A 13,080-nucleotide genomic window follows, 5' to 3' on the forward strand; every position below is an offset into this window, starting at 1 on the left:
ATCCGAGCCCGTTCTGTCTGTTTCCGGCGCGCCCCTGGCCGCGCCGGTCCATGCCGTCCAAGGCGTTGCGCCCGTTGATGGCCTGATGGCCGCCAGTGACAGGCTGGAAGGCTGGTGGACGTTGCGCTACGGCGGCTGGACGCTGCTCACGCCCCGAGGCGGCCGCCTCGACCTGTCCGAACTCGAGCGCGCCTGCTTCCTGTGTCTGTTGCGCAACCCGAGGCGCGAGCTGTTGCGGTCCGAGCTGGTGGCCATGCGGCAGCACACCAAGATGCGCACGCTGAATGTCGCCATCTGCCGGTTGCGCCGCAAGGTGGGCGATGCCGGCGACCAGTTGCCGCTGCATACCGTGCACGGCATCGGCTACGTCTTCCTGGGCAAGCTCCGGGAATTCGCCGAACCCTGACGGGCAAAGGGGGGGCACGGCCCGCGCCCATGTGCGCGGGGTTACCCGCCATCCGCGGCAAGGCGTGCTCTCCGCCAGTCGTACCCCGTTTTCCGCAGCAAGACGTCCCGCCGCTGGTCTCAAGGCGTCCGCCTGACCGGCCCCCATTCTTGCGGCGAACTCATCTCCATGTGTGCGGCACGGCGCCAAATTTGGCGTCCGCGCCCGCACGACTACGCCAAATCCCCCTCGAAAACCCTTGGATCGCCTGATAACTGAGTTACATTATTGGGCTATTCAGGCGCCCGCTTAGGCGCGGATCTTGCATTGGCCGTGGCTGCACGCGGGCGCCTGACGATCTTGCTTACTTGACGCGGCATACTACGCGGGGGTTTCGATGCGGTTTTCGCCTAAACGTGTTTCAGGTCTGGCTCTTTCTGGTGGCGCGCTGGCGCTGCTGTTGGCTGGTTGCGGCGAGAAGCCGCAAATGAACCCCGGCATGCCCCAGGTCAGCGTCATCACGGTCCAGCCCGAGCGCACGCCGATCGTGGCCGAGCTGCCCGGCCGTGTCGATGCGGTCCGCGACGCGCAGATCCGCGCACGGGTGACCGGCATCGTCCAGAAGATCGCTTTCGAGCAGGGCGGCGACGTCCAGGAGAAGCAGCTGCTCTTCAAGATCGATCCGGCGCCGTACAAGGCCGCCTACGATCAGGCCACCGCCCAGCTCAAGCAGGCGCAGGCCAATCTGTTCAGCGCCAAGGTGCTGGCCGACCGCTACGCGCCGCTGGTCAAGGCCAACGCGGTCAGCAAGCAGGAATACGACAACGCCGTGGCGTCGTACCGCCAGGCCGACGCCGCCGTGGCCGCCGCCAAGGCGGCGCAGGACAACGCCTCGATCAACCTCGGCTATACCGACGTGACCTCGCCCATCACCGGGCGCATCGGCAAGCCGCTGGTCACCGAGGGCGCGCTGGTCGAGGGCACCTCGGCCACGCAGATGGCCACGGTGCAGCAGCTCGACCCCATCTATATCGACTTCAACCAGTCCACCACGGACCTGGCGGCGCTGCGTCGCGCCTTCGCCAGCGGCAAGCTGCAGCAGGTCGGCAAGGACGCCGCCCGCGCCACGGTGGTGCTGGAGGACGGTTCCGAGTACCCGCACCCGGGCAAGCTGCTGTTCACCGGCATCACGGTCGACCCGACCACCGGCCAGGTCAACCTGCGCGCCGAAGTGCCGAACCCGGACAACGTGCTGCTGCCGGGCATGTATGTGCGCGTGAAGCTGGAGCAGGGCGTGGACGACAAGGCGCTGCTGGTGCCGCAGCAGGCGCTGCAGCGCACGCCCGACGGCGCCCAGAGCCTGATGCTGGTCAACAAGGAAAACAAGGTCGAGCAGGTGCCGGTGACCACCGGCGGCGCCGTCAAGACCAACTGGATCGTCACCAGCGGCCTGAAGGCCGGCGACACGGTGGTGGTCGAGGGCTTCCAGAAGATCCGCCCCGGCGCGCCGGTGCAAGCCAGCCCGTGGAAGGCCGGCGGCCAGCCGGGCGCCGCGCCCGCCGGCCAGCCCGCTGCGCAGCAGCCGGCCAAGCCGGCCGACGGCGCGCCCGCCAAGCAGGAGCCTGCCAAGCAAGACCCGGCCGCAGGCCAGAAGTCCTAAGCGGCTCGCGGCGCCCACAAGGCGCCGCGTTCCCCTTCAGTGAGCATCGCTTTCAGAGTCCGCCCACATGCCGCAATTCTTTATTGAAAGACCAATTTTCGCCTGGGTCGTCGCCCTGTTCATCCTGCTTGCCGGGGTGCTGGCGATTCCCAACATGCCGGTGTCGCAGTACCCCGACGTGGCCCCGCCCGCCATCACCATCACGGCTACCTATCCGGGCGCGTCCGCCAAGGAAGTGGCCGAGTCGGTGACGTCCATCATCGAGGACAAGCTCAACGGCGCCAAGGGTCTGCTGTACTACGAATCGGTCAGCGATTCCTACGGCACCTCGACCATCACCGCCACCTTCGCGCCCGGCCGCGATCCCGACCTGGCGCAGGTGGACGTGCAGAACCGCGTGTCCAACGTGATCGCGCAGCTGCCCACCGCCGTGCAGCAGCAAGGCCTGAAGTACGAGCAGACCAGCACGGGCTTCCTGCTGGTGGTGACGGTGTCGTCCACCGACGGTTCGCTGGACCAGACCGCGCTGGCCGACTACATCGCCCGCAACGTCCAGAACCCGATCTCGCGCGTGCCCGGCGTCGGCCAGTTCCAGCTGTTCGCGGCGCCGCGCGCCATGCGCATCTGGGTCGATCCCGCCAAGCTGGTCGGCTTCAACATGAGCATGGCCGAGGTCAACCAGGCGATCTCCGCGCAGAACATCCTGATCTCGGGCGGCAGCATCGGTTCGCCGCCGACCCCGGACTCGCAGCGCATCACCGCCACGGTGACCGCCAACGGCCAGCTGTCCACGATCGAGGGCTTTGGCAAGATCGTGCTGCGCGCCAATACCGACGGTTCCAAGGTGCTGCTGCGCGACGTGGCCCGCATCGAGGTCGGCGCCGACAACTACCAGTTCGGCGCCCGCCTGAACGGCAAGCCCACGGCCGCCTTCGCCATCGTGCTGTCGCCCAACGCCAACGCGCTGGCCACGGCCCAGGGCGTGCGCAAGCAGATGGACGAGCTGGCCAAGTACTTCCCGGGCAACATCACGTACTCCATTCCGTATGACACCGCGCCCTACGTGAAGGTGTCGATCGAGCAGGTGCTGCACACCCTGGTGGAAGCCATGGTGCTGGTGTTCCTGGTGATGTACCTGTTCCTGCAGAACGTGCGCTATACCCTGATCCCGGCGCTGGTGGTGCCGGTGGCCATGCTGGGCGCGTTCGCGGTGATGCTGGGGCTGGGCTTCTCCATCAACGTATTGACCATGTTCGCCATGGTGCTGGCCATCGGCATCCTGGTGGACGACGCCATCGTGGTGGTCGAGAACGTGGAGCGCATCATGGCCACCGAGGGCCTGCCGCCCAAGGAGGCCACCAAGAAAGCCATGCCCCAGATCAGCGGCGCCATCGTCGGCATCACGCTGGTGCTGGTGACGGTGTTCCTGCCGCTGGCCTTCATGAGCGGGTCGGTGGGCGTGATCTACCGCCAGTTCTCGGTGGCCATGGCCGTGTCGATCTTCTTCTCGGCCCTGCTGGCGCTGACCTTCACCCCGGCGCTGTGCGCCACCATCCTCAAGCCCATCCCCAAGGGGCACCATGAGGAAAAGAAGGGCTTCTTCGGCTGGTTCAACCGCAAGTTCGACGCCACCACGCACAGCTACCAGAACTGGGTGGCGCGCATCCTGCACAAGGGCGGCCGCATGATGCTGGCCTTCGCGCTGCTGGTCGTACTGCTGGGCTGGCTGTTCCTGCGCCTGCCGTCTTCGTTCCTGCCCGAGGAAGACCAGGGCTACGTGGTCAGCAACATCGAGCTGCCCACCGGCGCCACGGCCAACCGTACGGTCGACGTGATCAAGCAGGTCGAGGACTACTTCATGAAGGTCCCGGCGGTCGAGAACATCATCGCCGTGCAGGGCTTCAGCTTCAACGGCAACGGCCTGAACGCCGCCATCGCCTTCACCACGCTCAAGGACTTCAGCGAGCGTAAGGGCAAGGGCGACGCGGCGGGTTCCATCGCCTTCGAGGCTTTCCAGAAGCAGCTGATGGGCATCCACGACGCCATGGTGTTCACCCTGGTGCCGCCGGCCATCTCCGCGCTGGGCAACGCCACCGGCTTCGACTTCCGCCTGCAGGATCGCGGCGCGGCCGGAACCGACGCGCTGGCCGCGGCCACCGGCCAGCTGATGGGCCTGGCGATGAAGAGCCCGGTGCTGTCGCAGGTCCGCATCACCGGCCTGGGACCGGGCGCGCAGCTCAGCCTGAACATCGACCGCGACAAGGCGGCCGCGCTGGGCGTGGACTTCAACGAGGCGGCGGCGCTGATTTCCACCGCCGTCGGCTCGGCCTACCTGAGCAAGTTCCCCAACCTGGGTCGGATGCAGAACATCTGGGTGCAGGCCGACGCTCCGTACCGCATGCAGCTCAAGGATGTGCTGGCGCTGAACGCCCGCAACCTGCAGGGCGGCATGGTGCCACTGTCGTCCTTCGTCACGGCAGAATGGAAGCAGGGTCCCGTCCAGGTGGTGCGCTACAACAGCTACGAGTCGATCCGTATCGGCGGCAATGCCGCGCCGGGCTACACCACCGGCGATGCCATGGCCGAGATGGAGCGCCTGGTGGCGCAGCTGCCGTCCGGCTACGGCTTCGAGTGGAACGGCCTGTCCTACCAGGAACGCCAGGCCGGCAACCAGGCCCCGATCCTGATGGGCCTGTCGCTGCTGGTCGTGTTCCTGGTGCTGGCCGCGCTGTATGAAAGCTGGGCCATCCCGTTGTCGGTCATGCTGGTGGTGCCGCTGGGCATGCTGGGCGCCGTGGGGCTGGTCAGCGCGCTGGGCATGTCCAACGACGTGTACTTCCAGGTGGGCATGGTGACCGTGATCGGGCTGGCGGCCAAGAACGCCATCCTGATCGTGGAATTCGCCAAGGACCAGTACGCCCGCGGCATGGGGCTGTACGAGGCGGCGGTCGAGGCCGCGCGATTGCGGTTCCGGCCCATCCTGATGACCTCGCTGGCCTTCATCCTGGGCGTGGTGCCGCTGGCCATGGCCACCGGCGCCGGCGCCGCCAGCCAGCGCGCGGTGGGCCTGGGCGTGCTGGGCGGCATGCTTGCCGCCACGCCCTTCGCCGTGATGTTCGTGCCGACCTTCTTCGTGGTGGTGCTGGGCCTGTTCAAGACCAAGCCCCGCCTGCTGGGCGCCGAACTGAAGGCGTTCGAGGAAGAACAGGCCGCCAAGAAGGCCGCCGAGGCTTCCGGCGCGCAACAACCCGCTCAACCCCATGGTGGCCAGGAGGGCAAGGTATGAAAGCCCTGATGTACAAACAGACCGCCTTGTCCGCCTTCGTGGCGGTGGCGTTGGCCGGCTGCTCGCTGGCGCCCGATTACAAGCGTCCCGACGCGCCGGTGTCCGGCAACTGGCCGGACCAGCCCAAGGTGCAGTACGGCGCCTATGCCAAGCCGACCGCACTGGGCACGCAGCCCGCGGCCTCGGTGGAGCCGCAGGCCGGCACGCCGGCCGCCGAGATCGGCTGGCGCGAGTTCTTCCGCGATCCGCGCCTGCAGCGCCTGATCGAGCTGTCGCTGGCCAACAACCGCGACCTGCGCGTGGCCGTGCAGCGCGTCGAAGAAGCGCGCGCGCAATACGGCGTGCAGCGCGGTGCGCAATGGCCCAGCATTGGCGCCGGCATCCAGGGCCAGCGTCAGCACCTGCCCGCCAATATGCGGGCGCCGGGCGCTGGCTCCATCAGCAGCAACTACCAGGCCGGCATCGGCCTGACCACGTTCGAGATCGACCTGTTCGGCCGGCTGCGCAGCCTGTCCGAGGCGGCGTACCAGCAGTACCTGTCGACCGAGCAGGCGCAGAAGAGCGTGCACATCACGCTGGTGGGCTCGGTCGCGCAGGCGTATTTCAACCTGCGCGCGGCCGAGGTCCAGATGGACCTGACCCAGCGCACGCTGGCCTCGCGCCAGGAGTCCTACAACCTGGTCAAGCGCCGCTTCGACGGTGGCGTGTCGTCCGAGCTGGACCTGAACCAGGCCAAGACGCTGCTGGATTCGGCTTCGTCCAGCCTGGCCGAGCTGGCCCGCGTGCGCGCGCAAGCCGTCAACGCGCTGGTGGTGCTGGTGGGCGCGCCCTTGCCCGAGGACCTGCCCGCGCCGGCCGCGTTCGGCCGCGAGCAGCTGCTGGCCACGGTGCCGGCGGGGCTGCCGTCCGACCTGCTGGAGCGCCGGCCCGACATCGTCGCCGCCGAGCACCAGCTCAAGTCGGCCAATGCCAATATCGGCGCGGCGCGCGCGGCGTTCTTCCCGACCATCTCCCTGACCGGCCTGCTGGGCGCGGCCAGCCCCTCGCTGTCCGATCTTTTCAAGGGCGGGCAGGGGTACTGGAGCTTCTCGCCGTCGATCACCACGCCGCTGTTCGCCGGCGGCAGCATCCGCGAAGGGCTGAACCTGGCCAAGGCGCGCGATAATATCGCCGTGGCGCAGTACGAACAGACCATCCAGCAGGCGTTCCGCGAAGTCTCGGACGCGCTGGCCGGCGAGGCCACCTACAGTGCCCAGCTGGATGCCCAGCGCGGCCTGCAGGATTCCTCGGCGCGCACGCTGGAACTGTCGAACCTGCGCTATACCAACGGAGTCGACAGCTATCTGCAGGTGCAGACGGCGCAAGTGGACTTTTTCAATGCCCAGATTTCCCTGGTGCAGACGGGGTTGGCCGCATTGATCAACCGCGTGGAACTGTACAAGGCCCTGGGCGGCGGCTGGCAGGAAACGACTAGGACGCAATGATAGAACTTGGTGTAAATATCGATCACGTGGCCACGCTGCGCCAGCAGCGTCACACGGTTTATCCGGACCCGGTCGCCGCCGCCCTGCGGGCGGAGGACGCCGGGGCCGACCTGATCACGCTGCACCTGCGCGAGGACCGGCGCCACATCCAGGACAAGGATGTCTACGCGCTGCGTCCGCTGCTGCGCACCCGCATGAACCTGGAGTGCGCGATCACGGCCGAGATGCTGGAGATCGCCTGTGCCGTCAAGCCCAGCGACGTCTGCCTGGTGCCCGAAAAACGCACCGAGCTGACCACCGAGGGCGGCCTGGAAGTGGCCGGCGCGCTCGCCGCCGTGACCGACGCCGTCGGCCTGCTGGCCGAGTCCGGCATCCGCGTGTCGCTGTTCATCGATCCCGAGCCGGCGCAGATCGCGGCCGCGGCCCAGGCCGGCGCGCCGGTGGTCGAACTGCATACCGGCGCCTATGCCGAAGCTCAGGACGAGGCCACAGCCCAGGCCGAGCTGGCGCGCATCCGCGTGGCGGTGGCCGAGGGCCTGCGCCACGGCCTGCGCGTGAATGCCGGCCACGGCCTGCATTACGGCAATGTGGGTCCGGTGGCGGCGGTGGACGGGATCGCCGAATTGAACATTGGCCACGCCATCGTGGCGCAGGCGGTGTTCGACGGCTGGGAAAAGGCGGTGCGCGACATGAAGGCGCTGATGGTGCAGGCGCGCCTGGAAGCGTTGCGCGGCCGCTGATACGTGGCCGCCAGGCCTGACGCATTCCGCACCCGAACCCGCCGCCTTGCCCATGTCCATGTCCGACGCCGCTTCTGACCCCGCCTCCGCCACGCCGGCAGTCCCGTCCGCCCCGAAGGCGGGCGCCATCGCCGGCATCGGCATGGACCTGCTGCGCATCGATCGCATCGAGCGAGCGCTGGCGCGCCACGGCGACCGCTTCGCCGAGAAGATCCTGGGGGTGGAGGAATTGCGCAAGTTCCACGCGCGCCGCGCCCGCGACCCGGTGCGCGGCGTGCGCTTCCTGGCCACGCGCTTCGCCGCCAAGGAGGCCTTTTCCAAGGCCATCGGCCTGGGCATGCGCATGCCCATGACCTGGCGCCGGGTGCAGACCCTGAACGCGCCGGGCGGGCGGCCCGTGCTGGTGATCGCGCCGGAGCTGCAACAATGGTATGCGGCGCGCTTCGGCGCCGCGCATGTGTCGATTACCGATGAAACCGACATGGCCGCCGCCTACGTGGTGGTCGAAAGCAAGCCCTGACCCCGGCGCCCGTGTCCGCGGGCCTGCCTGATACAACGAAAAGGATTGCCAGATGGCCAAGAAATCATCCAAGAAGGCGGTCCTGCCTCCCGGCCCCGTGATGGTCGATGTGGCGGGATTCACGCTCACCAAGGAAGAAAAGAAGCGCCTGCGCCACCCGCTGGTGGGCGGCGTGATCCTGTTCGCGCGCAATTTCGAGAGCCGCGCCCAGCTGACCCGCCTGACGCGCCAGATCCACAAGGCGCGCAAGGAACCGCTGCTGATCCTGGTGGATCACGAGGGCGGCCGCGTCCAGCGCTTCCGCGAGGACGGCTTCACGCCGCTGCCGCCGATGCGCGCGCTGGGCGAGCTGTGGGACCGCGATCCGCTGAACGCCATGCGCCTGGCCACCGAGGCGGGCTACGTGCTGGCCGCCGAGCTGCGCGCCTGCGGCGTGGACATGAGCTTCACGCCCGTGCTGGACCTGGACTATGGCGTCAGCAAGGTGATCGGCAATCGCGCCTTCCACGCCGATCCGCGCGTGGTCGCCATGCTGTCGCGCGCCCTGATCCAGGGCCTGTCGCTGGCCGGCATGTCGTCCTGCGGCAAGCATTTCCCCGGCCATGGCTATGTGCAGGCCGATTCGCACCACGAGATCCCGGTCGACCCGCGTCCGCTGGCCGACATCCTGCGCGACGACGCCGCGCCCTATGCCTGGCTGGGCGACGCCGTGCTGCCCTCGGTCATGCCGGCGCACGTCATCTACCCCAAGGTCGACAAGCATCCCGCCGGCTTCTCCAAGCGCTGGGTGCAGGACATCCTGCGCAAGCGCCTGGGCTACGATGGCGTGGTGTTCTCCGACGACCTGACGATGGAAGGCGCGTCGGTGGCCGGCGACATCCTGGACCGCGCCAACGCGGCGCTGGGCGCGGGCTGCGACATGGTGCTGGTGTGCAACCGGCCCGACCTGGCCGACGAGCTGCTGTCGCGGCTGGCGTTCAAGCACCCGCCCGAGTCGGTGGAACGCATCCGCCGCCTGATGCCGCGCTTCGACGCGCCGGACTGGGACACCCTGCAGGCCGAAAGCCGTTACCAGAATGCCCGACGACTTCAATCTCAAATCGTTCCTGGCTGACCTGCCGCATCTGCCGGGCGTGTACCGGCACCTGGATGCGGCCGGCGAGGTCATGTATGTCGGCAAGGCGCGCGACCTGAAGAAGCGCGTCTCGTCGTATTTCCAGAAGACCCTGTCCAGCCCGCGCATCGCCCAGATGGTGGCGAAGGTGGCGCGGCTGGAGGTCACGGTCACGCGCTCGGAGGCCGAGGCGCTGATCCTGGAAAACAACCTCATCAAGACGCTGAAGCCGCGCTACAACATCCTGTTCCGCGACGACAAGTCCTACCCGTACCTGCTCATTACCGGCCATGAATGGCCGCGCATCGCCTACTACCGCGGCGCCACCAACAAGCGCGGCCAGTTCTTCGGCCCGTTTCCCAATGCCTGGGCGGTACGCGAGACCATCCAGATCCTGCAGAAGGTCTTCCGCCTGCGCACCTGCGAGGATTCGGTCTTCGCCAACCGTTCGCGGCCCTGTCTGCTGCATCAGATCGGGCGCTGCTCGGCGCCCTGCGTGGGCGTGATCGGCGCCGAGGATTACGCGCGCGACGTGCAGCGCGCCGCGCGCTTCCTGAACGGCGAGGCCAAGGACGTCATGGGCGAGATCGAGTCGCGCATGCAGCAGGCGGCCAGCGAGCTGCGCTTCGAGGAGGCGGCGGCGCTGCGCGACCAGATGGGCTCGCTGGCGCGCGTGCTGCACCAGCAGACCATGGAAAGCACCAGCGGCGAGGACACGGACATCATCGCGGTGGCCATCGCCGGCGGCAAGGTCTGCGTCAACCTGGCCATGGTGCGCGGCGGCCGCCACCTGGGCGACAAGCCGTTCTTCCCGTCGCACGCCGAAGGCGAGGCCGCGCCGCAGGTGCTGGAAGCCTTCGTCGCCCAGCACTACGCCGACAACGCGCTGCCGCCGGTGCTGGTGTGTTCGCACGCCTTGCCCGATCCCGAGCTGGTGGACCTGCTGGCCGAACAGGCCGGCGGCCGCCCCGCGCGGGTGCTGACGCGGCCGCAGGGCGCGCGCCGCGCCTGGCTGGAGCAGGCCGGCAAGAACGCCGACATGGCGCTGGCGCGGGCGCTGACCGAATCCGGCGCGCGCGCCGCCCGCACCCTGGCCCTGGCCGAGGCGCTGGACCTGGACACCGACGAGGCCGCGCTGGACGCGCTGCGCATCGAGTGCTTCGACATCAGCCACACGGCCGGCGAAGCCACCCAGGCGTCCTGCGTGGTGTTCGAGCACCACGACGTGCAGCCCTCGCTCTACCGCCGCTACAACATCGCCGGCATCACGCCGGGCGACGACTACGCCGCCATGCGCCAGGTGCTGTCGCGCCGCTTCGCCAAGGTGGCCGACGGCGAGGCGCAGATGCCGGGCCTGGTGCTGATCGACGGCGGCAAGGGCCAGGTGGAAGTCGCGCGGCAGGTGTTCGCCGAGCTGGGCCTGGACATCCAGACCCTGGTCGGTGTGGCCAAGGGGGAAGGGCGCAAGGTCGGCCTGGAAACCCTGGTCTTCGCCGACGGCCGCCCGCCCGTGGCGCTGGGCGGCGAATCAGCCGCGCTGATGCTGATCGCGCAGGTGCGCGACGAGGCGCACCGCTTCGCCATCACCGGCATGCGCGCCCGCCGCGCCAAGGCCCGCAACGTGTCGCGCCTGGAAGAAATCGAAGGCATCGGCGCCCGCCGCCGCCAGCGCCTGCTGGCCCGCTTCGGCGGCTTTTCAGGCGTGGCCTCGGCCAGCATCGAAGACCTGGCCTCGGTCGACGGCATCTCCCAAGACCTCGCCATCCGCATTTATGAAGCCTTGCGGTAGCACTTCCGTGCTACATATCCCCACCTTGTTCAGTCCCGCAGCGGGGCGCGGCCCGGCGTCCGTTGATCGCGAGGTTCGGCGAGCGCGCATCCCGGCCGGCCAGCGCCGCGGCATGTCGGTAACGCGACACCACCGCGCAGCCGCCACGCAAGCAGCCAGCCCAGCCAGGCCGAGCCAAGCAAGTCGAACGACGCAAGCCGCCAGCCCAGCCAGGCCGAGCCAAGCAAGCCAAACGACGCAAGCCGCCGGCGCCCCACAAGCCAGGTCGCGCGGATCCGGCTCCGCCGGTCCGCAGCGACGCCCCCCTGGGGGGGAAGCGCCGCAGGCGCTGCGGGGGGGGACCCTTGATGTAGCATACGGATACTATGCCAATTAACGTACCCATAATCCTGACATGGCTGCGCATCGCCATGATTCCGCTGGTCGTCGGGCTGTTCTATCTGCCCGATAGCTGGATGGCGGTCACCACGCGCGACACGCTGGCCGCCTGGGCCTTCATCATCGCCGCGCTGACCGATTGGTTCGATGGCTGGCTGGCCCGCCGCTGGAACCAGACCTCGGCGTTCGGCGCCTTCCTCGATCCGGTGGCCGACAAGCTGATGGTCTGCGCCGCGCTGATCGTGCTGCTGGACCTGAGCCGCGTCGACGCCTTCATTTCCCTGATCATCATCGGCCGCGAGATCACGATTTCCGCGCTGCGCGAGTGGATGGCCCAGATCGGCGCCAGCGCCAGCGTGGCCGTGCACCGGCTGGGCAAGTTCAAGACCGCGGCGCAGATGGTGGCGATTCCCTGCCTGCTGTACAACCAGCCGGTCATGGGCGTCAGCACCAAGCTGCTGGGCGACCTGCTGATCATCGTCGCGGCGGTGCTGACGGTCTGGTCCATGCTGTACTACCTGCAGCGCGCCTGGCCGGCGATCCGCGAAAAGGCCAAGTAAACTAACGTGTTAACGTAATGGCGGCCCGGCTCGCGCCCGGGGCCGCCATCGTATTCCAAGAGCGTTGCCGGCAGACCGGCACGGCCGCCGCGCCGCATTCGCCGAGAGACCGGCGCCGTGATTCGCGGCGCCGCCGGAGACAACCCGCGAGCCGCCCGCAGCCGGCGGCCGCCATCGCCGCCTTGCGCGGCCCATCGCAATGAACAGCGCAGCAAACTCCCTGGCCTCGGACGCCGCCGTCCGGCGCCGCGACTGGCAGATCATTCTCCTGATCGGCGTGATCCACGCCAGTTCGCACTTCTTCCAGCTCGTCCTGCCGTCGCTCTATGTCTCGCTGGGCAATGCCTTCGGGCTGGATTTCGCCCGGCTGGGCCTGCTCGTGTCCACCTTCTATGTGGTGTCCGGCATCGGCCAGGCGTCTTCCGGATTCGTGGTCGACCGCATCGGCGCGCGGCCGGTGCTGTGGTTCGGCCTGAGCTGCTTCGTGGTGTCGGGGCTGCTGATCGGCTCGGCCAATGGCTACGCCATGCTGATGGCCGCCGCCGTGGTTGGCGGCATCGGCAATTCGGTGTTCCATCCGGCCGACTATTCCATCATCAACCATCGCGTCACGGCCCCGCGCCTGGGCCATGCGTTCTCGGCGCACGGCCTGACCGGCAACCTGGGCTGGGCGCTGACGCCGGTGTTCATGACCAGCATCACGCTGCTGGCCGATTGGCGCGTGGCGGCCTACTGCGCCGCCGGGCTGGTGGCGCTGGTGCTGCTGCTGGCCGTGCTGGGGCGCGACCTGATCGGCGGCCCGGCGGCGGCCGAAGGCGACGCGGCCAAGACCGGCGCGCGGCCGGCCACGGCGCAGCAGGGCGTGCTCGCGACTCTGACGACGCTGCTGTCCAAGCCGGCGCTGTGGGGCGCCTTCCTGTTCTTCGCTTTCACCTCGATCGCGCTGTCCTCGGTGCAGAACTACACCATTCCGCTGCTGGGCCAGCTCTATGACCTGTCCAAGGTCGCCGCCAGCTCGGCGCTGTCCGGCTACATGATCGCGTCGGCGGTGGGCGGGGCGGAGGGCGGCGTCCTGGTGTTCGGCGATCCGGGGAGCGGTGGCCGCGGGGGGGGGGCGCCGGTCCTGCGGGGCGAGGAGGTGGTGGCGCCGGGGGTGGGCTGGTG

10 protein-coding genes are annotated in these 13,080 nt (G+C 68.7%); all 10 read left to right on the forward strand.

The window, feature by feature from the left end; all coding sequences use genetic code 11:
* Nucleotides 1–85: 85 nt before the first annotated feature.
* Complete coding sequence (locus tag KDH83_RS25270) at nucleotides 86–406, forward strand: helix-turn-helix domain-containing protein (protein WP_212320771.1); 321 nt, start codon at nucleotides 86–88, stop codon at nucleotides 404–406.
* A gap of 376 nt (nucleotides 407–782) precedes the next feature.
* Nucleotides 783–2,045: an efflux RND transporter periplasmic adaptor subunit gene (locus KDH83_RS25275; RefSeq protein ID WP_212320764.1), complete on the forward strand. Its 1,263-nt coding sequence runs from the start codon at nucleotides 783–785 to the stop codon at nucleotides 2,043–2,045.
* Nucleotides 2,046–2,112: 67 nt separating this feature from the next.
* A complete protein-coding gene (locus KDH83_RS25280) occupies nucleotides 2,113–5,331 on the forward strand; it encodes an efflux RND transporter permease subunit (protein WP_212320765.1) in 3,219 nt (1,072 codons plus the stop codon).
* Complete coding sequence (locus KDH83_RS25285) at nucleotides 5,328–6,815, forward strand: efflux transporter outer membrane subunit (RefSeq protein WP_212320766.1); 1,488 nt, start codon at nucleotides 5,328–5,330, stop codon at nucleotides 6,813–6,815. The genes KDH83_RS25280 and KDH83_RS25285 overlap by 4 nt, the downstream gene beginning before the upstream one ends.
* Complete coding sequence (locus tag KDH83_RS25290; RefSeq protein WP_212320767.1) at nucleotides 6,812–7,555, forward strand: pyridoxine 5'-phosphate synthase; 744 nt, start codon at nucleotides 6,812–6,814, stop codon at nucleotides 7,553–7,555. The genes KDH83_RS25285 and KDH83_RS25290 overlap by 4 nt, the downstream gene beginning before the upstream one ends.
* Nucleotides 7,556–7,613: 58 nt before the next feature.
* Complete coding sequence (gene acpS / locus KDH83_RS25295; RefSeq protein ID WP_212320772.1) at nucleotides 7,614–8,075, forward strand: holo-ACP synthase; 462 nt, start codon at nucleotides 7,614–7,616, stop codon at nucleotides 8,073–8,075.
* A gap of 52 nt (nucleotides 8,076–8,127) precedes the next feature.
* Complete coding sequence (gene nagZ, locus KDH83_RS25300; RefSeq protein WP_212320768.1) at nucleotides 8,128–9,189, forward strand: beta-N-acetylhexosaminidase; 1,062 nt, start codon at nucleotides 8,128–8,130, stop codon at nucleotides 9,187–9,189.
* Nucleotides 9,152–10,978, forward strand: a complete 1,827-nt coding sequence (uvrC, locus tag KDH83_RS25305; RefSeq protein WP_212320769.1) for an excinuclease ABC subunit UvrC — start codon at nucleotides 9,152–9,154, stop codon at nucleotides 10,976–10,978. Before nagZ ends, uvrC begins: the two co-directional genes overlap by 38 nt.
* Nucleotides 10,979–11,343: 365 nt before the next feature.
* The gene (gene pgsA, locus KDH83_RS25310; RefSeq protein WP_103273697.1) at nucleotides 11,344–11,916 is read left to right on the forward strand and encodes a CDP-diacylglycerol--glycerol-3-phosphate 3-phosphatidyltransferase; all 573 of its coding nucleotides are present in this window, start codon (nucleotides 11,344–11,346) and stop codon (nucleotides 11,914–11,916) included.
* Nucleotides 11,917–12,115: 199 nt separating this feature from the next.
* Nucleotides 12,116–13,080, forward strand: a 965-nt coding sequence (locus KDH83_RS25315; protein ID WP_212320770.1) for an MFS transporter, incomplete at its 3' end; no start/stop codon positions are given.

The sequence above is a fragment of the Achromobacter sp. Marseille-Q0513 genome (assembly GCF_018195695.1).
Taxonomy (GTDB): domain Bacteria; phylum Pseudomonadota; class Gammaproteobacteria; order Burkholderiales; family Burkholderiaceae_B; genus Achromobacter.

What these genes read in the sequence shown, in the direction of transcription:
- KDH83_RS25270 (WP_212320771.1), top strand. Translation starts at nt 86, where the DNA reads ATGGCCGCCAGTGACAGGCTGGAAGGCTGGTGGACGTTGCGCTACGGC.
- KDH83_RS25275 (WP_212320764.1), top strand. Translation starts at nt 783, where the DNA reads ATGCGGTTTTCGCCTAAACGTGTTTCAGGTCTGGCTCTTTCTGGTGGC.
- KDH83_RS25280 (WP_212320765.1), top strand. Translation starts at nt 2,113, where the DNA reads ATGCCGCAATTCTTTATTGAAAGACCAATTTTCGCCTGGGTCGTCGCC.
- KDH83_RS25285 (WP_212320766.1), top strand. Translation starts at nt 5,328, where the DNA reads ATGAAAGCCCTGATGTACAAACAGACCGCCTTGTCCGCCTTCGTGGCG.
- KDH83_RS25290 (WP_212320767.1), top strand. Translation starts at nt 6,812, where the DNA reads ATGATAGAACTTGGTGTAAATATCGATCACGTGGCCACGCTGCGCCAG.
- acpS (WP_212320772.1), top strand. Translation starts at nt 7,614, where the DNA reads ATGTCCGACGCCGCTTCTGACCCCGCCTCCGCCACGCCGGCAGTCCCG.
- nagZ (WP_212320768.1), top strand. Translation starts at nt 8,128, where the DNA reads ATGGCCAAGAAATCATCCAAGAAGGCGGTCCTGCCTCCCGGCCCCGTG.
- uvrC (WP_212320769.1), top strand. Translation starts at nt 9,152, where the DNA reads ATGCCCGACGACTTCAATCTCAAATCGTTCCTGGCTGACCTGCCGCAT.
- pgsA (WP_103273697.1), top strand. Translation starts at nt 11,344, where the DNA reads ATGCCAATTAACGTACCCATAATCCTGACATGGCTGCGCATCGCCATG.